This is a genomic window from Streptomyces sp. NPDC002209 (assembly GCF_042890265.1).
Lineage (GTDB): Bacteria > Actinomycetota > Actinomycetes > Streptomycetales > Streptomycetaceae > Streptomyces.
In genome coordinates this window covers 31,866-54,558 of the sequence record NZ_JBIARX010000002.1, presented here as the reverse complement: position 1 = coordinate 54,558, position 22,693 = coordinate 31,866, and the positions used below count along the sequence as shown (strand labels likewise).

The following is a 22,693-nucleotide window of genomic DNA, read 5'->3' as shown; positions in this document are numbered from 1 at the left end:
CCATGTATCCGAAGGTGAAGCCTGCGCTGGCGAGGGCGTGGCGGGATCTGCAGACGGTGCAGTTCGGGGTGACACCCGCGCATGCGGTGGTGCTCGGCCCGGTGGACACGGCGACGGGATCGCTGCTCGACCGGATCGACGGGACGCGGGGCATGGAGCTGCTGCGCGCGGAGGCGGCGGCCGTGGGGCTGCCGGAGGGGCAGGTGGACGCGCTGGTGCGGAGGCTGGCGGCGGCCGGGCTGCTGGACGATGCCACCGCGGGCGGGGCGCGGGCCCAGGCGGTGCGGGCGCGGCCGGAGACCCTGGAGCGGCTCGGGCCCGATCTGGGTTCGCTCTCGCTGGTCCACCGGGACCCGGGAGGGGACTTGCGCGCTGTCGCGGCGCGCCGGGCCATACGGGTCCAGGTGCGCGGGAGCGGCCGGGTCGGCGGGGTGATCGCCGGGGTCCTGGCGGGAGCCGGCGTGGGCCGGGTCGAGGTCCTCGACGGCGGCCGGGTGGAACCGGCGGATGTGGCTCCGGGCGGGCTGGGGCCCGGCAGCATCGGCCGGCTGCGGGCCGAGGCGGCGACCGGGCTGGTGCGCACATCGGCCCCGGGGCGCGCGCCGCGGACCGCGGAGCACGCGGGGACCGAGCCGGGGGTGTCCCTGGTGGTGGTCGCGCCCCGGGACGGCCTGCAGGCGTGGGCCCCGGATCCGGGCCTCGCGGCCGACTGGATCGCCACCGGCACCCCGCATCTGTATGCCGGTGTGCTGGAGGGGACCGGACTGGTGGGGCCGCTGGTGCTGCCCGGTGCCACGGCGTGCGCGGGCTGCATGGAGCGCGAACGGGTCGAGGCGGATCCGGCCTGGCCCCGGATGCTGGTCCAGTGGCGCTCGGCGCACCGCCGCCGGACCGCCGCGGCCTGCGACCTGGGCCTGGCCACGGCGGTGGCCGGCCTCGCCGCGGCGCACGCCCTGTCCTTCCTCGACGGCGAACTCCCCGCCTCCACGGCCTCCCGCTGGGAGGCCGCCCTCCCGGGCCTCCACTGGGACCGGACCCCTTTGCACCCCCACCCCGCCTGCCCGTGCGCGGCGGCCCCGGTCCCGGCGGAGCAGGCGGTGGGGCCATGAGGAGCCTGCTGTGAAGGCGCGCCGAGCCGCTCCGCCACAGGTGCCGGGTTCGGGGCGGGCGCCTCGGGCGGGGTGGGCCGGGGGTGCCATGACAGGATGCGGTTGGCCGAGGGGTCATCCTGAACCGCCGCTTGCGGCACAGCAGTCTGGGACTTGGAGGGGCATATGTCTGATCTTCCCCGGAAGGCGGTCACCCGTACCGTCAAGCTGGCCGCGCTGCCGCTCGGCTTCGCGGGCCGGGTCACCTGGGGGCTGGGGAAGCGGATCGGGGGCAAGTCTGCGGAGATCGTGGCGCGCGAGCTCCAGCAGCGGACCGCCGAGCAGCTGTTCCGCACGCTCGGGGAGTTGAAGGGCGGTGCCATGAAGTTCGGGCAGGCGCTCTCGGTCTTCGAGTCGGCCCTGCCCGAGGAGGTCGCCGGGCCGTACCGGGCGGCGCTGACCAAGCTCCAGGAGGCGGCCCCGCCGCTGCCGGCCGAGACCGTGCACCAGGTGCTGGCGGAGCGGCTGGGCGCCGACTGGCGGGACCTGTTCGAGGAGTTCGAGGACAAGCCGGCCGCGGCCGCCTCGATCGGCCAGGTGCACCGGGCGGTGTGGCACGACGGCCGGCAGGTCGCGGTGAAGGTCCAGTACCCGGGGGCCGGCGAGGCGCTGCTGTCGGACCTCCGGCAACTGGGCCGGTTCGCGGGGCTGCTGGGGCCGCTGATTCCCGGCATGGACGTCAAGCCGCTGATCAAGGAGTTGCGGGACCGGGTCGCGGAGGAGCTGGACTACGAGCTCGAGGCGGAGGCCCAGCGGATCCACGCGGAGGCGTTCGAGGGCGACGAGGACGTGGTCGTACCGGACGTCGTGCACCAGGGCGACCAGGTGCTGGTGACCGAGTGGATGGAGGGGACCCCGCTGTCGGAGGTGATAGCGGACGGCACCGAGGAGGAGCGCAACGGCGCCGGTCAGCTGCTGGCCCGCTTCCTCTTCTCGGGGCCCGCGCGCACCGGACTGCTGCATGCCGATCCGCACCCGGGCAACTTCCGTCTGCTGACGGGGGCGGACGGCCGGATGCGCCTCGGCGTGCTGGACTTCGGCACCGTCGACCGGCTGCCCGGCGGCTGGCCCAAGCCCATAGGCACCTCGCTGCGGATGACGCTCGAGGGCGACGCCGAGGGGATCTACGGGCACCTGTGCGCCGAGGGGTTCGTGAAGGAGTCCATCGAACTGGACCCGGAGGCGGTGCTGGACTACCTGTTGCCCATCATCGAGCCCGCACAGGCCGAGGAGTTCACCTTCACGCGGCCGTGGCTGCGCGGCCAGGCGGCCCGGATCGCCGATCCCCGCTCCCCCGCGCACCAGTTGGGCCGGCAGATCAATCTGCCGCCCTCGTACCTGCTGATCCACCGGGTGACGCTGAGCACCATCGGGGTGCTCTGCCAGCTGGGTGCGACGGTACGGCTGCGGAGCGAACTGGAGTCCTGGCTCCCGGGGTTCCTGCCCGAGGAGTGAGCACACAGGTCCTGCGGGCCCGGGGTCACCACCAGGACGAATCGAGGCGGCCCTCGATCGCCCTGAGGTTGGCCCGCGCGCAGTCGACGCAGAAGTACTGTCTGGTCCCGTTCTCCACCGAGCAGGTCCAGGTGGGCGGGGCGCCGTCGGGAGCCTTCTTGCCGCAGCGCGCGCAGACGACGGGCTGGGCCTCGGGTCCCGACGGGGCGGGGTGGGGATTCGGCTGGTCCACCTCCAGACGATATCCCCGTCCGGAGCCGACAGCCGCGCGCAACGCACCGGCGGAGGGGGCGGTTCCCCTCCACTCGGCTCATCCCGCTCGGCTCACACCAGGGTGATCGTCACGTCGACGTGGTGCGCCGCGTAGCTCAGGGTTTCCCAGAGCACCGCGCCGGCGAACGCGTAGAAGGTCGCGCCCAGCCGGGAGACGGGATCGGGCAGCCAGCGCACCGGCTTGGGCGGCAGTTCGGTCGCCGCCGTCGCTCCCGTGGTCGGTTCTGGACTGATTTCCGGCTGCTCGGGTGTCTGCGAGCTGCTTGTGCAACGATTGCACATGGTGTGTCCCTCCGGATATGCCGTGGGCCGGCCCCTCATCGGGTGTTGTGAGAGACGGTCGGTGAGAGGGCGGGCCCGCTTGTCAGTGTCGGTTCTTGAAGCGCAGGTAGAGCGTGACCACGCCAGGGATGACCGCGAATACGGACATGATCACGGGAATGAGAACCGTGGAGATGTCCGCGGCGGTAAGGGTCACCATCAGACTCACGGCGGCCGTGAGGGTGGCGAGCGAGGTCGTGCCGAGAACCACGCTGGTCTGTTCGTCTTCCCGGTGCTGCCGAGCCTGGATCGCATCGGCCTTCTCCATGATTCGTGCGTAGCGCTGGTCGGTCAGTGCGCTGTGTCGAGCGTCCTTGCCGGGCATCAGGAACCTCCTTCCATGTGATCTGCGAAGAACGTCACCACGGCGTCGAGGTCCGTCACGGCGCTGATGCGGGCATCCGCCTTCGTGGTCCCGACCGAGTTGATGGAGACCCCGAGCCGGTCTGCGGCCAGAGCCATGGGATAGGCGAAGACCCGGCGGGCCTCGAAGACCCGCTTCATCGCATCGGGCATCCCGTCGATGGCCCGCAGCCCCTTCATCACCTCGGGGTCGGCGACGTCGGCGAAGAGTACGGAGTACTCGTTGCTGCTCCAGCTCTTGCCGGACCAGGTGTCCGGCAAGTCCTTGAGCGCCTCGCGAGCGTAGAACTTCACCAGTCGGCGCAACGACTCCACCGCCCGGTTCTGTTGACGCACCCAGTCGGCGCAGAGCCGGGCGTACGCGTCCTCGACGACGCATTCGATGTCCACGCGCGGATCGGAGCACGTGGTGAACGCGAGCCGTTGGCATGCCGCGAACTGCTCCGCGATCAGTGCCCGCTGCACGGCGACGATCTCCGGCGTCTTCCCGTAGATCTTGACGCGGCGGTTGACGAGACTGCTCCCGGCGAAACTGTTCACCCACAACTCCTTTCTGCTTGCCCCGCCTTCGCCTACGGTGCCAGGTCGGCGTCAAGGGGCTGTGCCGCGACCGCGGTGGGGCACGACGAGCCGGGGCCGGCCGCAACCTCTTGGTCGCGCAGGTGCCGTGCGACCCGGTCCATCCGCTCCAGCAGGCGCGTCACCATGCGGTCCGCCTCGTCCTGGTCGGCCGTGGCGGCATCCCGGTACGCGGCGGCAACACCCTTCATGCTGGACGCGAACTCCACTGCTCGGTCGACGTATGCGGCGAACACCTGCACCGGATTAACCGGGTTAACCGGTTCACCGGTATCGGCCACTGCGGCGTCGGAGCGGGTCGCGGACCGAGTCGGGGTCCTGCGCGCGGACTTGGCCCGGCTCATCGCCCGCTCAGCTTCCGCCTGTTGCCGTTCGACGGCCAGCCCGCCGATGCGACGGGCGTCCTTCACCGGGAGTTCGCCGCTGCGGACCTTGTCCTTCAGGCCATCGGTGAGCTTGAGCAGAGCGAGCCGCTGCGAGACCCAGGCGGCGGTCTTGCCGAGCTTCGCCGCCACGTCCTTCTGCCGCCCGTACGCCAGGACCAGCTGCCGGATCGCCATGGCCTCCTCCAGCGGCCCCAAGTCGGCGCGGTGGATGCTGGTGATCAGCGCCGCCTCGAGCATCTCCTCCGCGCTCGCCGCGAGTTCGTCACGGATGTCGATCCTCAGCTCGGCGAGCCCGGCCACCAGGGCTGCGGCCAGCCTGCGGTTCCCGTCGACCACGACGTAGTCCGCCTCGCCGAGTACGTGCTCCTGCCCGGTGTGGACGGCGAGGAAGGCCTCGCGCCGCACGACGGTGACGGCCTGGATCTGGCCCCTGGTGGTCAGCGACCGGGCTATCTCCTCGATGTCGCCGAGCCGGGTACGCGGATTGAACGGGTTGTGCGCGAGCTCGGCCGGCTTCACTGCCATCGGCGCGCGCCTCGTGTCACGCTGCATGCTCTGCACCCTAGGGGCCCTGCGGGAGTCCGTCGTGCCGGTCGGCCGTCCGCCGGTCTCACCGGGTCATCAGGGCGCGGGGGTTCGCGGGACCGGGTCCTGACGCACCAACAGGTCGTCGAGCCGTGCGCACCACCGAAAACGGACGTCGGCCCCCACCTCCGGTGAACCGGTTGGTGAGGGCCGACGTCCTGTCTTGTTCAGCCGTCAGTGCATGACGGCCATGGCCAGCGCCCGCCGGGCGCGCATCGAGACGCGCTCGGCTCGCCGCTGCATGCGGCGGGCGGCGACCAGGCGGAGGGCCTGACGCTCGGCGTCGACCTCCCTCATGCGGTCGTCCATATGGGCACGGGCCAGGGCTTCTGGGATGAGTTGCATTTCGCGGGTCCTGTTCTGACGCGAGGTGATCGCGCCGGCGGTGATGAAGTCTGCGGTGGCGGAGCCGTACGGCTGCTCGCTCGTCGTGTGGGCGGTCATGGAGGCCTGCTTCAAGGGGTCGTGCGTCACGGGGCGGTCGATGGTTCCGGTGGCGGTCATGCCGCAACAACCGGGTTCTTGCGCGGACGGCCACGGGGGCGCTTCCGGGCTACGACGACACCCTGGACGAACAGCTCGCCACCCCAGACACCCCAGGGCTCGCGGCGCTCGAGCGCACCGGCGAGGCAGGCCTCGACCAGCGGGCAGGTGGCGCACAGGGACTTGGCGTACTCGACGTCCGCCGGGGACTCGGCGAAGAAGACCTCGGGGTCGTAGGTACGGCAGGCGACGGGTACGCCGAGGTTCTCGATGGCGTCGTCGAGCGCGGTCAGCGCGGTGAGGGGAGTCAAGGTGGAGTCCTCCGGGACTGCGGGCGGGGAGATCGTCTGGGTCTGCGGTACGGACGGGGCGTGCGCTTCGAGTTGCACGGTGTTTTCTTCCTCGTCTTGGTTGGCTAGTCGTTCCGGCCGGGTTCGGCCGGGGGCGGCTGGTACCTGGTCTTGCCAGTCCCGAGGCTCCTTCGTGCCTTCGTCCCCGTTCGGGGACAAACAGAAGGGCCGCGGATCCCGGGTGGGGTTCCGCGGCCCTGAAGGCGCCGGCCTGATCTTGGAATCAGGCTGGATCACTCCAGGGTTCGAGCCCACGGAAGGCCCACATCAGGTGGTGCTGCTGCTTCGTCTGCTTCGTCTGGGATCCGGCACCGGCTGCGGCCGCAAACCCATAGGCGCCATGCGCCTGGGCTTCCAGTACTGCCACCGGTGCCTGGGTCGGTCGCTCATTCCGCTCGCTCACGAGGCGCACGGCGGGCGCGGCCAGCAGGGCGCGGCTGTCAGCGCAGATCGCAGACAGACCGGTACCCAGGAGCGGGAGGAGCGAGGAGGAGCCGAGCGTGCAGGAAGCGGCGACCGAGCGATCGGTCATTTTGGTGCTGGTGATGAAGCTGGTCACTGGTCTCGCCTCCTCTCGGCGTCTCGGGGACGGGCCCGGGGGCCTGTCCCATGCGTATTCGGATAAGTACAGCACGGATCCGGAGCTTCGGAGAAGCCACCGTTTCCGTTGCTAAGAACCTATGGGGATTCGCTGGGCATGTGCAAACTATTTTTCCGACGAGTTTCTACGCGTCGTCAGCTTCCCCGCCCCCAGGCTCCTGACCTGCGCAGATGGCCAGGACGTCGGCTCCGTACCGGTCGAGCTTGCGGCCGCCGACTCCAGAGATCCTTGAGAGCTCGCCGTCCTCGGACGGTGCGGCCTCGGCGATCGCGACGAGCGTCCGGTCCGTGAACACGCAGTACGCGGGCAGCCCCTGCTCCTTCGCCTGGCCCGCGCGCCACTCCCGCAGCCGCTCGTAGAGGCCCTCGTCCATGTCCGACGGGCAGTCGTCACAGCGCATCAGTTTCAGCTCGCCGGCCTCGGTCAGCGTCTTGCCGCACACCCGGCACAGAGCCGGGCCGCGGCGGCCCCGCTTGCGGACCCCCCGCTCGGCCGGGGTACCCGCGGCGCCCGCCCTGCTGCCCGGGGCCGCAGAGCCCGGCCGCAGCCCGTTCAGGAAGCGGCTGGGGCGTCGGGAGGCCCGGCCGCCCGGAGCCCGGGAGAGCGCCCAGGACAGCGTCAGGTGCAACCGCGCCCGCGTGACGCCGACATAGAGCAGCCGGCGCTCCTCCTCCACCTGCTCGTCGGTCTTGGCGTGCGTGATCGGCACCATGCCGTCGGTCAGGCCGACGAGGAACACGGCATCCCACTCCAGGCCCTTCGCCGCATGCAGCGAGGCGAGGGTGACGCCCTGGACGGTCGGGGCGTGCTGGGCGGCCCGGCGCTCGTCCAGCTCGACCGTCAGGTCCGCCAGGGTGGCCCCGGGCCGGCCCCGGGCGAAGTCCTCGGCGAGCCGGACCAGGGCGGCCACGGACTCCCACTGGTCGCGCACCGCGCCGGAGCCGGCGGGCGGCTCGCTGGTCCAGCCGGTGGAGCTGAGCACGGCCCGGACCTGGGAGCCGAGTTCGACGACGTCGTCGAGCAGCGGGTCGTTGCCGCCGGAGCGGGCGGCGCCGCGCAGGGCCAGGATCGCCTTCTGCACCTCGCCCCGCTCGAAGAAGCGCTCGGCGCCGCGCAGCTGGTACGGGACCCCGGCGTCGGCGAGGGCCTGCTCGTAGACCTCGGACTGGGCGTTGATGCGGTAGAGCACCGCGATCTCGCCGGCCGGGACGCCCGCCGCGATCAGGTCCCGGATCCGGACGGCGACGCCCTCGGCCTCGGCGGGCTCGTCCGGGTACTCGGCGTAGACCGGGTCGGGGCCGGGCTCGCGCTGGGAGACCAGCTCGAGGCGGTGTTCGGCGGCGCGGCCCTTGGCCTGGGCGAGGAGCCCGTTGGCGAGGTGGACCACCTGGGGGGTGGAGCGGTAGTCCCGGACCAGCTTGACCAGGGTGGCCTGCGGGTAGCGGGTGCGGAAGTTCAGCAGGTGGTCCGGGGTGGCCCCGGTGAAGGAGTAGATCGTCTGGCTGGCGTCGCCGACGACGCAGAGGCTGTCGCGCTCGCCGAGCCACAGGTCCAGCAGCCGCTGCTGGAGCGGGCTGACGTCCTGGTACTCGTCCACCACGAAGTGCTGGTACTGGGTGCGGATCTGTTCCGCGATGTCGTGCCGGTCCTGGAGGATGCCGACCGTGAGCAGCAGCACGTCCTCGAAGTCGATCATGCCGCGGTCGCGCTTGAGCTGCTCGTACGTCCCGTAGATCTGGGCGATCTCCGCCATGTCCCGGGGCGCCTCGCGGCCCGCCTTCAGGGCTGCCGCCGGATAGTCGGAGGGCACGGTCTGGGTGACCTTCGCCCACTCGATCTCGCCGGTGACATCGCGCAGCTCGCCCCGGTCGAGCCGGATGCGGCAGCGCGCGCCCGCCTCGGCGACCAGCTGGACCTTGCGCTCGACGAGCCGGGGCACCTCGCCGCCGATCGCCTTGGGCCAGAAGTACTGGAGCTGGCGCAGGGCTGCGGAGTGGAACGTCCGCGCCTGCACCCCGCCCGCGCCGAGGGAGCGCAGGCGGCCGCGCATCTCGCCCGCGGCGCGGTTGGTGAACGTGACGGCCAGCACGCTCGCCGGCATCAGCTGGCCGGAGCGGACCCCGTAGGCGATCCGGTGGGTGATCGCCCGGGTCTTGCCCGTGCCCGCGCCCGCCAGCACGCACACCGGCCCCCGCAGGGTCGTCGCGACCTCGCGCTGCTCCGGGTCCAGGCCCAGGAGCACCGCGTCGGCCGAGTCCGCGCCGGCGGGGAAGGATGAGAGGTGCGTTGCTGATGTCACCCCGCCATGCTGCCAGGTCTCCAGGGGCGCACGGGAAACTTGTCCACAGGGTGCGGGCATTGTTCGTACCGGCTCCTTGACGCACGTGACGTACTTGACGTAGCAGCCGTCCCGCGGGTGCGGGAATGGCCCCGCGGTCCCGTACGTTCGAGTACTCGGACCACCCAGACCCCACAGAGGAGAGCGCAGCATGCAGGACACGGGTTCCGTCACGATGTACAGCACGACCTGGTGCGGCTACTGCCGCCGGCTGAAGACCCAGCTGGACCGGGAAGGCATCGCGTACAACGAGATCAACATCGAGCTGGACCCCGAGTCCGCGGCGTTCGTGGAGAAGGCGAACGGCGGCAACCAGACGGTTCCGACCGTCCTCGTGGTGTCCCCGGCCGGCACCGAGGCCGTCATGACGAACCCGAGCCTGGCCCAGGTCAAGCAGGCCCTCGCCGTCTGAGCCGCAGCCCGGCGCACTGCGTGAACAGATCTGCGTGAACAGAAAGGCCCCCGCCGCGGCGGGGGCCTTCTGCTGTGTGAGAAGCCTTACGTCGTCCGTCCCGCGCCCTACGCGAGCGGGCGCGGCAGCGGCTCTCCGTACCAGCGCTCGACCAGGCGGGCCGCGATGGAGATCCCCGACGGGGGCACCATCGCGCCCGACTCGAACGCCGCGCGCAGCTCCTCGCGGGAGAACCAGCGGGCCTCCTGGATCTCCTCGCCGTCGACCGTGATCTCCGTGGTGGTGGCGCGCGCCGTGAAGCCCAGCATCAGGCTGTACGGGAACGGCCAGGGCTGGCTGGCGACGTACTCGACCTCGCCGATCCTGACGCCCGCCTCCTCCCACACCTCGCGCACGACCGACTGCTCGATCGACTCACCCGGCTCGACGAACCCGGCCAGCGTCGAGAAGCGCCCCTCCGGCCAGTGCACCTGGCGGCCCAGCAGCGCGCGGTCGTGCTCGTCGGTGACGAGCATGATCACCGCCGGGTCGGTGCGCGGGTAGTGCTCGGCCCCGCAGCCCGGGCAGCGGCGGATGTGCCCGGCGGCCGCGACCACCGTGCGCTCGCCGCAGCGGGAGCAGAAGCGGTGCATCCGCTGCCAGTTCTCCAGGGCCACCGCGTGCACCATCAGCCCGGCGTCGCGCGGGGACAGCAGCAGTCCGGCCTCGCGCAGGCCGGCCGCGCGGGCCGACTGGTCCATCCGGCCCGGCAGCGAGTCCTTCTGGAGCGCGAAGTACCGTACGCCGTCCTCGTCGGTGCCGAGGAAGTAGCGGTGCGTCTCGGTGACCGGGGCCTCGAAGGCCGGGGTCATCACGATCCCGGTCTCCCCGTCGGGGGTGTCGTCGATCAGGACCTGGCCGCCGGAGACGACGAACACGCGGGTCGTCGGGTGGCTCCAGGCGGCGGCGAGCCAGGCCTCGTCGAGGCGGTGGTGCGCCGCGCGGTCGATTCCGCTGGGCGCGGTGAGCGAGATCGGGTGCTCGGTATGGGTGCTCACAGGTACTTCCAACTCCCCCGGTGGTGGGACAGGCAGGCTCAGTGACTCGTGACTCGTGTTTCGGTACGGCGGTGCGTGCGGTGCGTGCGGTGGTGCGTCCTTGCGTCAGGCGGGCTTCCCGCGGTCGGCGGCCAGGTCTCCCCACAGGTAGGCGGCCGTCTCGACGCCCTTGAGGAGCAGGTCCAGCTCGACCTTCTCGTTCGGCGAGTGCCAGCCGTCGGACGGCACGGAGATGCCGAGGAACAGGACGGGCGCGTCCAGTACGTCCTGGAGGTCCGCCGCGGGTCCGGAGCCGCCCTCACGGGTGAAGCGGACCTTCTCGCCGAAGGCGCGGCCCATGGCCCGTACGACCGACTGCAGCGCCGGGTGGTCCAGCGGCGTCAGGCACGGCCTGGTCGGGGCGCCGAAGACGATGGAGTGGCGGATCCCATCCGGGATCCGGGCGGCCACCCAGTCCCGGACGGCCGCCTCGACCTCGTACGGGTCCTGCCCGGACACCAGGCGGAACGAAAGCTTCAGGTGGGCGGAGGCAGGCACGATGGTCTTGCCGCCGGGGCCCTGGTAGCCGCCGCCGATGCCGTTGACCTCGGCCGTCGGGCGGGCCCAGACGCGCTCCAGGGTGGAGTAGCCCTTCTCGCCCGCGGCCGCGTGCGACTTGGCCGTACGCAGCCACTCGGACTCGTCGAACGGCAGCTCAGCGATGAGCGCCCGCTCCTCGTCCGTGAGCTCGGCGATGTTGTCGTAGAAGCCGGGGATCGTGACCCGCTCGTCGGCGTCGTGGAGCGCCGCGACCAGGCGGGCGGCGACGGTGGCCGGGTTGGGCACGGCACCGCCGAAGGCACCGGAGTGGATGTCCTGGTCGGGCCCGTGGAGGTCGATCTCGCAGTCGGCGACGCCGCGCATGCCGGTGCAGACGGTGGGGGTGGTCTCGGACCACATGCCCGTGTCGGAAACGATCACGACGTCGGCGGCGAGGCGCTCCGCCTCGCGCTCGACCAGGGCGCGGAAGTTCGGGGAGCCCGACTCCTCCTCGCCCTCGACGATCAGTTTGAGGTGCACGGCCGGGGCCTCGGCGCCGGTCGCGGCCAGGTGGGCGCGCACACCGAGGGTGTGGAAGAAGACCTGGCCCTTGTCGTCGGCGGCGCCGCGCGCGTACATCCGGCCGTCGCGGATCACCGGCTCGAACGGGTCGGTGTGCCAGCCGTCGGCGACGGCGGCGGGCTGCACGTCGTGGTGCCCGTAGACGAGGACGGTCGGGGCGTCCGGGTCCGCGCTCGGCCACTCGGCGAAGACGGCGGGCGCGCCGGGGGTCTGCCAGATCTCCGTGACCGGGAAGCCGGTCTCCTTGAGCTTGGCGGCGAGCCATTCGGCGCTGCGGCGTACGTCGTCCGCGTGCTCGGGCTGGGCCGAGACGGAGGGAATGCGCAGCCACTCGGCGAGGTCGTCGAGGAAGGCGGCGCGGTGGGTCTCGATGTACGTGCGGACGACGCTGTCCGCCGGGGTTTCGCTCATGCCCCTGAGCCTAACTGTCGGGTTGCCGGTCACTGTCCGTGTCCGGTTTGCCTTGGAGGATCCGCTCAAGACGGGCCCGGTCGGGGAGGTTGCGGGGCCGGATCACGCGGCCGCTGCGGACGTGGAGGAAGCAGGCGGCGACCCGGTCGAGGGGCGTGCCGGTGGCTTCCGCCCAGGCCAGGCGGTAGACGGCGAGCTGGAGGGGGTCGGCCTCGGTGGTGCGGCCGGTCTTCCAGTCGACGATCTCGTACGAGTCGTCGTGGTTGCGGTAGACCGCGTCGATCCGGCCGCGGATGACGCGGCCGGCGAGGGTGAGCTGGACCGGGACCTCCATGCGGTGGGGGGTGCGCTCGGCGTACTCGCTCCGCTCGAAGGCGGCCTTGAGGGAGTCGAGATCGGCTTCGTCGGCGATCTCCTGGTCGGAGCCGGGCAGCTCGGTGGCAGGGTCGAGGACGTCGAGGAGCGGCAGCGGGAGCTCGTCGAACCGGGACTCGACCCAGGCGTGGAAGCGCGTGCCCTGGCGGGCCGCGGGCTGCGGGGGCTTGGGCATGGGGCGGGCGAGGTCACGGGCGAAGCCCTGCTCGTCCGCGGCGAGGCGCAGGAGCTGGCTGGCCGAGAGGGCGGCCGGGAGCTGGACGTCGCGCACGGCGGCGCGGGCACGGCGGAGCTCGCCCTCGAGGGCGTCGAGGTCCCGGTCCCAGGAGGCGACGGCGCGGGCCTCCTCGGACGTGAGGCCGGCAGCTGCCGCGCCGCCCCGGGCTCCGGCTCCACGGGGCGGGCGCCCGCCCCGGCCCTGCACGCCGTGCGGGGTCGGGCCCCCGGCGGGCGCGCCGGGTCCCTCCGGGGGTTCGCCGGGGACCCAGTCGTCGTCCGGCCACAGGTCGTCGTACGGATCGGCGGGGGCTCCGTCGCGGGCCGCGGGCACGGCCGCGCCGCCGCCCGGCCCGGCCCAGGCCTCGTCGGCGGCCCAGGCCTCGTCCGCCGCCCAGGGGTCGGCGTCGTCCGGAGCCGGGGCCGGCGCCGGGTTCGGGCCGGCGGTCGCGTGCAGGGCGTCGCCGTCCGGCAGGCCGGGGCCCGCCTCGGTGCGGGCGTGCGGGACGGCCGCGCCGCCGCCCGGGGCGGCCCAGGCCTCGTCGGCCGCCCAGAGGTCGGCGTCGGCCGGGGCGGGTTCGTCCGCGTACGCCGGGTCCTCGCAGTGCGGGGGCCAGACGTAGGGGTCCGGGGCCGGGGCGGCCAGGTGGGACTCGACCAGGGCCGCCGCCGCGCGGCGCAGGGCCAGCGAGTCCGGGTCCAGGGGCAGGGGCCAGGACCGGTCCGGGGTGGACCCGGTGGCGAGGGAGGGGTTCTCCGCGTCCGGGTCCGGTTCCTGCGCCCAGGCTTCGATCTCGCCGTGGCCCGCCGCGCAGTGGTCGTGGAGCGAGGACAGGAAGGCCGACGGGCCGCGGCGCTTCTTCTGCGTCGGTCCCCACCAGTGTGCCGAGGCCAGGAGGAGCGAGCGGGGGCGGGTGAACGTCACGTAGCCCAGGCGGAGTTCCTCCACCGCCTTGTGCTCCTTCAGGGCGGACTTGAAGGACTTCAGGCCTGCCGAGGTCCACGCCGGATCGGCCGGCAGGGTGGCCGCGTCGCCGCGCAGGCCGTACGGCAGGACCTTGGCGTACGAGGTCCACGGCTCCGGGGCCTTCTCCTTCGGGAACGAGCCCGCGCACAGGTCCGGAACGACCACCACGTCCCACTCCAGCCCCTTGGACTTGTGGGCGGTGAGCACCTTCACCGTGTTCTCGCCGCCGGGGAGGGCGTGGTCCAGGCCCTTCTCGTACTGGACCGCCGTGCGCAGGAAGCCGAGGAAGGCCAGCAGGGACGCCTCGCCGTCCAGCGAGGCGAAGCCCGCCGCGACGTCCAGGAAGCCGGACAGCGACTCGCGGCGCCGGGCCGCCAGCGCGTGCGGCGAAGCCGACAGCTCCACGTCCAGGCCGGTCGCGGCCAGCACCCGGTGCAGTACGTCCATCAGCGGGTCGGCGAGCGAACGCCGCAGATCGCGCAGCTCCTGGGCGAGGTGCGCGAAGCGGACCCTGGCCGCGGCGGAGAACGGCAGGTCGTCCGCGGACGACCCCGACCCGGAGCCGTCCAGGAAGGTCTCCAGCGCGTCCGCCAGCGAGACGATCTCCGCCGGGTCCACGCCCTCCACCGCCGCCGCGAGGCGCTCGTCCGGGTCCGTCTCGCCCGGCGCGCGGCCGATCAGCTGCCGCGCCCGGCGGCCCAGCAGCGCCAGGTCGCGGGCGCCGATCCGCCAGCGCGGGCCGATCAGGAGCCGGACCAGGGAGGCGTTGGCGCCCGGGTCCTGGAGCACCTCGCACACCGCGACCAGGTCCGCGACCTCCGGCAGGTGCAGCAGGCCCGACAGCCCGACGACCTCCACCGGCACGTCCCGGGCCACCAGCACGGCCTGGATCTGCGCGAAGTCCCGCGCGGACCGGCACAGCACCGCGATCTCACGCGGCTCCGTCCCCGTACGGACCAGGTGCGCGACCGAGTCCGCGAGCCACTCCAGCTCCTCGGCGTGCGTGTTCAGCAGGGCGCAGCGGACGGTGCCGGCCTGCTCCTCCCCCGGCGCCGCGCGCAGCGCCTCGACGCCCTCGTGCATGGACCGCAGCGGGGCGGCCAGCCCGTTGGCCAGGTCGAGGAGGCGGCCGCCGCTGCGCCGGTTCTCGCTCAGCGAGAACCGGGTGGCGGGGCTGCCGTCGGCGTGCGGGAAGTGCTCGGGGAAGTCGTCCAGGTTGGCCACGGACGCACCGCGCCAGCCGTAGATCGCCTGGCAGGGGTCGCCGACGGCGGTCACGGCATGCCCGCTGCCGCCGCCGAACAGGCCGGACAGCAGCAGCCGCTGGGCCACGGAGGTGTCCTGGTACTCGTCGAGCAGGACCACCCGGAACTCCTCGCGCAGCAGCGCCCCGACCTCGGGCCGGGTGGTGGCGAGCTGCGCGGAGAGGGCTATCTGGTCGCTGAAGTCGAGCAGGTCGCGGGAGCGTTTGGCGGCGCGGTAGCGCTCGGTCAGCTCCAGCAGCTCGAGGCGGCCGCGCACGGCCTCGGGGACCTTGCGCAGGTCGTCGTTGGTGAGCCTGGTGGTGGCGAGGGTGTCGAGGAGGTCCGTGTCGTACGCGCGCAGCTCGGCCGGGGTGACCAGGTGCTCGGAGAGTTCTCCGTCGAGTGCGAGCAGGTCGCTGACCAGGTCGGGGACCGATTTGGTGAGCGCCGGGTACGGGCCGGGCGCCTCGCGCAGCACGCGCGCGGCGAGCTGGAAGCGGGTGGCGTCGGCGAGCAGCCGGGCACTGGGCTCCAGGCCGATGCGCAGGCCGTGGTCCTTCAGGAGCTGGCCGGCGAAGGCGTGGTAGGTGGAGATGCGCGGCTCGCCGCCGGCCGCGTCGGCCTCGGCGGGTGAAGGGTCCGGGTCGCTGATGCCGGCCCGCGCGAGGGCCTTGCGCACGCGCTCGGCGAGCTCGCCGGCGGCCTTGTTGGTGAAGGTCAGGCCGAGGACCTGCTCGGGCGCGACCGCTCCGGTGCCGACCAGCCAGACCACGCGGGCGGCCATGACCGTGGTCTTGCCGGAGCCGGCGCCGGCCACGATGACCTGCGGGGCGGCCGGGGCGGTGATGCAGGCCAGCTGTTCGGGCGTGAAGGGGATGCCGAGGAGCTCCTTGAGCTGCTCGGGGTCGGTGAGGACGGACGGACGCGCGGACACGTGAAGAGGCTAGCCGGACCCACGGACACTCCCCGCCGCCGTCTCACCGGCCGGTCGGTCACCGCCCGGAGACTGCCCGGCCCGGCGGTCCGGCCGTGTGACTCACTCCACCGTCTGGCGGCCCTCCGGGCGGGCGCTGCACGAGCTGCGGAAGGAGCAGTGGTCGCAGTGCTTGCCGGCGGCGGGCGCGAAGCGCTCGTCCAGGACCCGGCCGGCGGCGGTGGCGAGGAGGTCCCCGACCCATTCGCCGTTCAGCGGCTGCTGCGCCTGGATCCTGGGCACCGCGTCGCCGCCGTCGCGCTGCGCGGCGCCCTGGCGCAGCTGCACCAGCTCGGCGCCGCCCGCTTCGGGGCGCAGCCCGTCGAAGACCTCGTCCACGGCGCCCTCCCGGACGGCGAGCTGGTACACGGCGAGCTGGGGGTGCCGCGCGACCTCGTCCTTCGTGGGCGCGGCCTTGCCGGTCTTGAAGTCGACGACGTACGCACGCCCCTGGGGGTCCGATTCGACCCTGTCCATGGAACCCCGGATCCGAACGGTGTGGTCACCCGCTTCGAGCGTGACGTCGAACGCGTGCTCCGTGGCCACGGCCGCCCTGCCCGCGCGGTCGGTGGTGTGCCAGCGCAGGAAGCGCTCCAGGGCGGCGCGGGCGTTGTCCTTCTCCTGGCGGGACTTCCAGGGGGCGTCGAAGGCGAGGGCGTCCCACACGGAGTCGAGGCGTTCCATCAGGACGGCGAGGTCGGCGGGGGTGCGGCCGGAGGCGACCTCGTCGGCGAGGACGTGGACGACGTTGCCGAAGCCCTGGGCGGCGGTGGAGGGGGCGTCGGCCTTGACCTCGCGGCCCAGGAACCACTGGAGGGAGCAGGTGTTGGCGAGCTGGTCCAGGGCGCTGCCGGAGAGGGTGACGGGCCGGTCCCGCTCGCGCAGCGGGACGCTGCTGCGGGTGGGCTCGTACAGCCCCCACCAGCGCTGCGGGTGCGCGGCGGGGACCAGCGGGCGGTCGTCCTCGTCGGTGAGCGCGGCGAGGCGGGCCAGGCGCCGGGCGGCGGCGTCGCGGAGCGCGGGCGAGGCGTCGGGGTCGACGGTGGTGGCACGCAGCTCGGCGACGAGCGCGGGGACGGCGAGGGGGCGGCGGGGGCGGCCGGTGACGTCCTTGGGGGTGACGCCGAGCTCGGTGAGGAACCGGGAGGGCTGGTCGCCGTCCTCGGCGGGGGCCTTGACGGCGGTGACGACGAGGCGGTCGCGGGCGCGGGTGGCGGCGACGTAGAAGAGGCGGCGCTCCTCGGCGAGGAGCGCACCGGGGGGAAGGGGCTCGGCGAGGCCGTCCCGGCCGATGCGGTCGGCTTCGAGGAGGGAGCCGCGGCGGCGCAGGTCGGGCCAGAGCCCCTCCTGTACGCCGGCCACGACGACGAGTCGCCACTCCAGGCCCTTGGAGCGGTGGGCGGTCATGAGGCGGACGGCCTCGGAGCGGGTGGCGCGGGTGGTGAGGGTGTCGGCGGCGATGTCCTCGGCCTCGAGCTGTTCGAGGAAGTTGAGGGCGCCGCGGCCGCCGGTGCGCTCCTCGGCGCGGGCGGCGGTGTCGAAGAGCGCGCAGACGGCGTCGAGGTCGCGGTCGGCGTTGCGGCCGGCCGCGCCGCCGCGGCGGGCGCCCCGCTCCAGGCGCTGGGGCCAGGGGGTGCCCTCCCAGAGGGTCCACAGGGCCTCTTCGGCGGTGCCGCCGCCCTGGAGGAGCTCGCGGGCCTTGCGCAGGAGCAGTCCGAGGCGCTGCGCTCCGCGGGCGTAGGCGGGGTCGTGGGCGGTGAGCCGTTCCGGCTCGGCGAGGGCGCGCGCGAGCAGGACGTCGGACGGGGCCGGCACCTTGATGCCGGCGGCCCGTTCCTCGTCGCGCAGGGCTCGCCCGAGCCGCCGCAGATCGGCGGCGTCCATGCCGCCGAGCGGCGAGCTCAGCAGCGCGAGCGCCGCCTCGACCCCGACCCACCCCGCGTCTGCGGCATCGCCCGCGGCGGGCTCGGGGTCGCCGTCCCCGCCCGCGGCGGGCTCGGAGTCCGGGTCGGCGCCGTGGCCGGGCAGGCCGGGGCCGGCCGTGTCCGCGGCCGCGGGTGCGGCGGCAGGGGCCGGGGCCGCCGCGGGCTCGGTGGCGGCCGTGCGGAGGGCCGTGAGGAGGGGGGCTATCGCCGGTTCGTGGCGGAGGGGGGTGTCCGAGCCGTCCGTTTCCGCCGGGACTCCCGCCGCGATCAGGGCGCGGCGCATCGCCGGGAGGGTGCGGCCGCCCGAGCGGACCAGGACGGCCATGTCCTGCCACGGCACGCCGTCCTCCAGGTGCGCCCGGCGCAGGATGTCGGCGATGTTGTCCAGTTCGGCCCCGGCCGTGGGGTACGTGAACACCTCCACCCCGCCGCCCTCCCGGACCGGGGCCAGGGCGCGGTGGGCGCGGACCGCCGCCGACGGCAGGCGCGGGACCGGCATGCGGGTCGTCAGCAGCCGGGTCGCGGCGAGGAGGCCGGCGCCCGAGCGGCGGGCCACGGTCAGGGCGTGCACCGCCGCGCCCGGGAAGGAGCCCTCGAAGTCCAGGATGTTGTTGATGTCGGCGCCGCGGAAGGCGTAGATGGACTGGTCGGGGTCGCCGAACGCGACCAGCGTGCCCGCCGGCCCGGCCAGGGCCCGCAGCAGCCGCAGCTGGGAGGCGTCCGTGTCCTGGTACTCGTCCACGTAGATCACGTCGTAGGACCGGGCGAGGGAGGGGGTGCGCTCCGACAACAGGACCGCGCGGTGCACGAGCTCCGCGTAGTCCAGGGTGCCCTGCATGTCGAGGACGTCCAGGTACTCGGAGAGGAAGGCGGCCGCCGCCTTCCAGTCCGGGCGGCCCAGCCGGGTCGCGAACGCGTCCAGCGCCGTCGGCCCCAGGCCCAGCTCGCGGGCGCGGGCGAGCACCGCGCGGACCTCGTCCGCGAAGCCGCGCGTGGTCAGCGCGGCCCGCAGGTCGTCCGGCCAGCGGATGGACCGGATGTGGCGCTGGCCCTCCAGCAGGGTGCGGACCGTCACGTCCTGCTCGGGCCCGGACAGCAGGCGCAGCGGATCCGCGAACAGGTCGGTGTCCTGGTGGGCGCGGACCAGCCCGTAGCAGAAGGAGTGGAAGGTGGTGGCCTGCGGGGCCCGCGCCCCGCCGAGCCGCAGGGCGGCCCGGTCGCGCAGTTCCACCGCAGCCTTGCGGCTGAAGGTGAGGATCAGGATCCGGGCGGGGTCCGTCCCGGCCTCGACGCGGGCCGCGGCCGCCTCGACCAGGGTGGTCGTCTTCCCGGTTCCCGGTCCGGCCAGGACGAGAAGCGGTCCGCCGGTGTGATCAACCACCGCCTGCTGCGCTGCGTCCAGCACAGGGGGATCGACCCGCTGCGGCCCGGTGCGCACGAGGCGGTACGCGTCAGGGGTCCGCGTACGCCGCCGCTCGGAGCGGTCGGATGGAGAGGTGATCACGTGGGGTGCCGGTCCAGGTCCTGGTGGGTCTGCGGTGACTGCGGTTGCTGCGCTCACGGCGGGTTCCGCGGCCGCTGCCGCGCTTGCCGAAGAGGCAACGCTACGGCAACCGGCGGGTGCCGCGCAGTTCCCCGAGGTCCGGGCGGGCGGGCCGCGCAGGCCCTCCCCGGTCGCCCGTACCGTCGTCCGTACCGTCGCCCGTACGGGCGCTCGACCGCCCGCCCGGGCCCCGCATGCACGAAGCTGTCAGATGTGACCCTCGTCCCGTGCGGCGTGCTCCTGCGGCCCGTCCCAGCGCGCCCGCGGCATGTTCAGCCGGGCCTCGCCGTCGGCTGTCAGACGCAGCGGGGTGGCCTCCGCGCGGTAGTGCTCCAGGGCCCGGTGCTCGCTGCCGGGCAGCGGTCGCCCGTCCGCCCTGACCACCCGCCACCAGGGCACGGCTCCCCCGTACAGGGCCATCACGCGCCCGACTTGGCGCGGGCCGCCCTCGCCGAGCCATTCGGCGACGTCCCCGTACGTCATCACCCGGCCGGGCGGAATCCGCTCGGCCGCCTCCAGCACCCGCTCCGCGTACGCGGGCAGCTCTTCGCTCATTCCGCCCATGGTGCCGTACATCACGGACCGGTTCCCGGAAGGTTTCCTTCCGTACCGGCACGCACCCTGATGCCCCGCCCGCCGGTCGGTCCGTGCCACCATCTTCCGGGCGGTGACTGGTGATACGTGATCAAGAAGAGACGGATGTGACGACGAAGGAGCAGGGTGTGAGCCCTCCGGACGGCGCGGCTGAGGACGACGGCACGCGCCCGGACCCGCGTCCCGGGAAGCTCCCCGACGAGCTCCCCGGCCGGGCCGCACCCGAACCCGGGACAGGGGCCGCTCCCGAACCCGGCGCCCGGGCCCGGGCCGGCTCCGGAGCGGGAGCGGGAGCGGGAGCCGGGGACCGGCCCGAGGCGGCCGACTCCGAGGGGCCGCACGGGCGCGCGTCCGCGTCCGCCGACCAGGTCGAGGTCGACGAGCCGCTGCTCGCCGCCCGCGTCCACCGGCCGTCCGACCTCGTACGCCTCCTCGTCGGCATCCTCGGCATCGCCGTCGTCCTCGCCATCGCCGCCTTCGCCCACCGCACCACCGCCGGCCTCGAGGCCGACATCTCCCAGGGCACCGGCGCCGCGCCCGATCTGCTGATCAAGGTCGCCGGGCTGGTGTCCAGCATCGCCGTGCTGCTCGTACCCGTCGCCTTCGCCATCGAGCGGCTGATCAAGCGGGACGGGCTGCGCATCGCCGACGGCGTCCTCGCCGCCGTCCTCGCGCACGGCGTGACCCTGGCCACCGACCTGTGGGTCTCCCAGGCCGCCTCCGACACCATCCAGGAGGCCCTCACCCGTCCCACCAGCGTCGGCGGCCCCCTCACCGACCCGGTGCACGGCTACCTCGCGCCCGTCATCGCGTACATGACCGCCGTCGGCATGACCCGCAGGCCGCGCTGGCGGGTCGCGCTGTGGGTGGTGCTGCTGCTCGACGCGTTCGCGATGCTGGTGAGCGGGTACACCACCCCGTTCTCGATCATCCTCACCGTGCTGATCGGCTGGAGCGTCGCGTACGGGACCCTGTACGCCGTCGGCTCGCCGAACGTCCGCCCCACCGGGCAGACCCTCCTCGCCGGCCTGCGCCGGGTCGGCTTCAAGCCGGTCAGCGCCATGCGCGCGGAGCTCCCGGACGGCGCCGACCCCTCGGAGGTGAGCGACCGGGGCCGCCGGTACCACGTCACGCTGGAGGACGGCCCGCCGCTCGACGTCACCGTCGTCGACCGCGAGCAGCAGGCGCACGGGTTCTTCTACCGGGTCTGGCGCCGGCTCACCCTGCGCGGCATCACGACGCGGCGCAGCCTCCAGTCGCTGCGCCAGGCTCTGGAGCAGGAGGCGCTGCTCGCGTACGCGGCCATCGCGGCCGGGGCCAACGCGCCGAAGCTGATCGCCACCTCCGAGCTCGGCCCGGACGCGGTGATGCTCGTGTACGAGCACCTGGACGGCCGGCCCCTCGACGCGCTCGCCGACGAGGAGATCACCGACGACCTCACCCGCAGCACGTGGAAGCAGGTACGGGCCCTCCAGTCGCGGCGGATCGCCCACCGGCGGCTCACCGGCGACGCGCTCGTGGTGGATCGTTCCGGCAATGTCGTCCTCACCGACCTGCGCGGCGGCGAGATCGCGGCCGGCGACCTGGTGCTCCGGATGGACATCGCGCAGCTGCTGACCACGCTCGGCCTGCGGATCGGCGCGGAGCGCGCGGTGGCCTCGGCGGTGTCGGTGCTCGGGCCGGACGCCGTGGCGGACTGCCTGCCGCTGCTCCAGCCGATCGCGCTCAGCCGCTCGACCCGGGCGACGCTGCGCAGGCTGGCCCGGGAGCGGGCCGACCGGCAGCGGGAGGCCGTACTGGAGTCCTCGCGGGCGGCGAAGGCTGCGCGCGAGGCGGCTGCGGAGGAAGCGAAGCCGGACCGGACGGCGGGCAGGGCGGGCAAGACCGGAGCCAAGCCGGCGGCGAGCACGGCCGCGGAGAAGAAGGCCGAGAAGAAGGCCCTGGACGACGCGCTCGACGGGGCCCGCGAGGAGGACCTGCTGAGCCAGATCCGCCAGCAGGTGCTGTTGATCCGCCCGCAGGCGCCGGTGGAGCCGGCCCGGCTGGAGCGGATCCGGCCGCGCACGCTGGTGTCGTTCATCGCGGGTGCGTTCGGTGCGTACTTCCTGCTCACGCAGCTGGCGCACGTGGACTTCGCGACGATCGTCGGCGAGGCGCAGTGGGGCTGGGTGGGGGCCGCGCTGGCCTTCTCGGCGCTCACCTACTTCGCGGCGGCGATGAGCCTGCTGGGCTTCGTACCGGAGCGGGTGTCGTTCCTGCGGACGGTGGTCGCGCAGGTGGCGGGGTCCTTCGTGAAGCTGGTGGCGCCGGCGGCGGTCGGCGGTGTCGCGCTGAACACGCGGTTCCTGCAGCGGGCCGGAATCCGGCCGGGGCTGGCGGTGGCCAGCGTGGGCGCCTCGCAGCTGTTCGGGCTGGCGAGCCACGTCCTGCTGCTGCTGGCGTTCGGCTACCTGACGGGCACCGAGAAGACCCCGGAGATGACGCCGTCCCGGACGGTCATCGCGGGTCTGCTGACGGTGGCGGTGCTGGTGCTGGTGGTGACGGCGGTGCCGTTCCTGCGCAAGTTCGTGGCGACGCGGGTGCGGGCGCTGTTCGCGGGTGTCGTGCCGCGCATGCTGGACGTCCTCCAGCGGCCGCAGAAGCTGATGACGGGCATCGGCGGCATGCTGCTGCTGACCGGCTGCTTCGTGATGTGCCTGGACGCGTCGATCCGGGCGTTCGGGGGCGGCCAGGCCATCAGCTACGCGAGCATCGCGGTCGTCTTCCTGGCGGGCAACGCGCTGGGGTCGGCGGCGCCGACGCCGGGCGGTATCGGCGCCGTGGAGACGACGCTGACGCTGGGCCTGATCGCGGCCGGGCTGGACAAGGAGGTCGCCATCTCGGCGGTGCTGCTGTTCCGCCTGATGACGTTCTGGCTGCCGGTGCTGCCGGGCTGGATTTCGTTCAACTACCTGACCCGCAAGGAAGCCATCTGACTCCGGCCATCAGCCGGCACGACCAGGAGTTCTGTGTC

At 73.6% G+C, this 22,693-nt stretch carries 18 protein-coding genes; 4 read left to right on the top strand and 14 right to left on the bottom strand.

Annotation, left to right across the window (positions count from 1 at the left end):
- Positions 1–2: 2 nt before the first annotated feature.
- On the top strand, positions 3–1,109 hold the full coding sequence (locus ACFYXK_RS05105; RefSeq protein WP_389409888.1) for a ThiF family adenylyltransferase: 1,107 nt from the start codon (positions 3–5) through the stop codon (positions 1,107–1,109).
- A 165-nt stretch (positions 1,110–1,274) separates the two neighbouring features.
- On the top strand, positions 1,275–2,603 hold the full coding sequence (locus ACFYXK_RS05100; RefSeq protein WP_389409887.1) for an ABC1 kinase family protein: 1,329 nt from the start codon (positions 1,275–1,277) through the stop codon (positions 2,601–2,603).
- Between the two features lie 25 nt (positions 2,604–2,628).
- On the opposite strand, the gene ACFYXK_RS05095 is transcribed toward ACFYXK_RS05100, so the two are convergent.
- The 9 genes from ACFYXK_RS05095 to ACFYXK_RS05055 form a co-directional block, all read right to left on the bottom strand.
- On the bottom strand, positions 2,629–2,835 hold the full coding sequence (locus ACFYXK_RS05095; protein ID WP_099889587.1) for a hypothetical protein: 207 nt from the start codon (positions 2,833–2,835) through the stop codon (positions 2,629–2,631).
- A 92-nt stretch (positions 2,836–2,927) separates the two neighbouring features.
- On the bottom strand, positions 2,928–3,158 hold the full coding sequence (locus ACFYXK_RS05090) for a hypothetical protein (protein ID WP_365952546.1): 231 nt from the start codon (positions 3,156–3,158) through the stop codon (positions 2,928–2,930).
- 82 nt (positions 3,159–3,240) lie between these two features.
- Positions 3,241–3,522 carry a hypothetical protein gene (locus ACFYXK_RS05085; protein ID WP_266996925.1) on the bottom strand — a complete coding sequence of 94 codons (282 nt, stop codon included), beginning with the start codon at positions 3,520–3,522 and terminating at the stop codon, positions 3,241–3,243.
- Positions 3,522–4,100 carry a hypothetical protein gene (locus tag ACFYXK_RS05080; RefSeq protein WP_389409886.1) on the bottom strand — a complete coding sequence of 193 codons (579 nt, stop codon included), beginning with the start codon at positions 4,098–4,100 and terminating at the stop codon, positions 3,522–3,524. The genes ACFYXK_RS05085 and ACFYXK_RS05080 overlap by 1 nt, the downstream gene beginning before the upstream one ends.
- A gap of 32 nt (positions 4,101–4,132) precedes the next feature.
- Positions 4,133–5,050, bottom strand: a complete 918-nt coding sequence (locus ACFYXK_RS05075; RefSeq protein WP_389409885.1) for a ParB/RepB/Spo0J family partition protein — start codon at positions 5,048–5,050, stop codon at positions 4,133–4,135.
- 234 nt (positions 5,051–5,284) lie between these two features.
- Entirely contained in the window at positions 5,285–5,614 is a 330-nt protein-coding gene (locus ACFYXK_RS05070) for a hypothetical protein (RefSeq protein WP_389409884.1), read from the bottom strand.
- A complete protein-coding gene (locus ACFYXK_RS05065) occupies positions 5,611–5,982 on the bottom strand; it encodes a WhiB family transcriptional regulator (RefSeq protein ID WP_030153506.1) in 372 nt (123 codons plus the stop codon). The genes ACFYXK_RS05070 and ACFYXK_RS05065 overlap by 4 nt, the downstream gene beginning before the upstream one ends.
- Positions 5,983–6,166: 184 nt before the next feature.
- A complete protein-coding gene (locus ACFYXK_RS05060) occupies positions 6,167–6,502 on the bottom strand; it encodes a hypothetical protein (RefSeq protein ID WP_389409883.1) in 336 nt (111 codons plus the stop codon).
- Between the two features lie 166 nt (positions 6,503–6,668).
- Positions 6,669–8,903, bottom strand: a complete 2,235-nt coding sequence (locus ACFYXK_RS05055; RefSeq protein WP_389409882.1) for an ATP-dependent DNA helicase UvrD2 — start codon at positions 8,901–8,903, stop codon at positions 6,669–6,671.
- Positions 8,904–9,033: 130 nt separating this feature from the next.
- Here ACFYXK_RS05055 and ACFYXK_RS05050 point away from each other — a divergent pair, with 130 nt between their 5' ends.
- The gene (locus tag ACFYXK_RS05050) at positions 9,034–9,294 is read left to right on the top strand and encodes a mycoredoxin (protein ID WP_030291216.1); all 261 of its coding nucleotides are present in this window, start codon (positions 9,034–9,036) and stop codon (positions 9,292–9,294) included.
- 107 nt (positions 9,295–9,401) lie between these two features.
- Here the strand turns inward: ACFYXK_RS05050 and nudC are convergent, their stop codons facing one another.
- The 5 genes from nudC to ACFYXK_RS05025 form a co-directional block, all read right to left on the bottom strand.
- Complete coding sequence (nudC, locus tag ACFYXK_RS05045; RefSeq protein WP_389409881.1) at positions 9,402–10,343, bottom strand: NAD(+) diphosphatase; 942 nt, start codon at positions 10,341–10,343, stop codon at positions 9,402–9,404.
- Positions 10,344–10,436: 93 nt separating this feature from the next.
- Positions 10,437–11,843, bottom strand: coding sequence for a dipeptidase (locus tag ACFYXK_RS05040; RefSeq protein ID WP_389409880.1), 1,407 nt, complete (start codon positions 11,841–11,843; stop codon positions 10,437–10,439).
- Between the two features lie 10 nt (positions 11,844–11,853).
- A complete protein-coding gene (locus ACFYXK_RS05035) occupies positions 11,854–15,579 on the bottom strand; it encodes a UvrD-helicase domain-containing protein (RefSeq protein WP_389409879.1) in 3,726 nt (1,241 codons plus the stop codon).
- 102 nt (positions 15,580–15,681) lie between these two features.
- A complete protein-coding gene (locus ACFYXK_RS05030; protein WP_389409878.1) occupies positions 15,682–19,047 on the bottom strand; it encodes an ATP-dependent helicase in 3,366 nt (1,121 codons plus the stop codon).
- Between the two features lie 246 nt (positions 19,048–19,293).
- Positions 19,294–19,650: an MGMT family protein gene (locus ACFYXK_RS05025; protein ID WP_276611452.1), complete on the bottom strand. Its 357-nt coding sequence runs from the start codon at positions 19,648–19,650 to the stop codon at positions 19,294–19,296.
- 110 nt (positions 19,651–19,760) lie between these two features.
- On the opposite strand from ACFYXK_RS05025, the gene ACFYXK_RS05020 reads away from it, so the two are divergent.
- Positions 19,761–22,655: a YbhN family protein gene (locus ACFYXK_RS05020; RefSeq protein WP_389409877.1), complete on the top strand. Its 2,895-nt coding sequence runs from the start codon at positions 19,761–19,763 to the stop codon at positions 22,653–22,655.
- Positions 22,656–22,693: the final 38 nt, after the last annotated feature.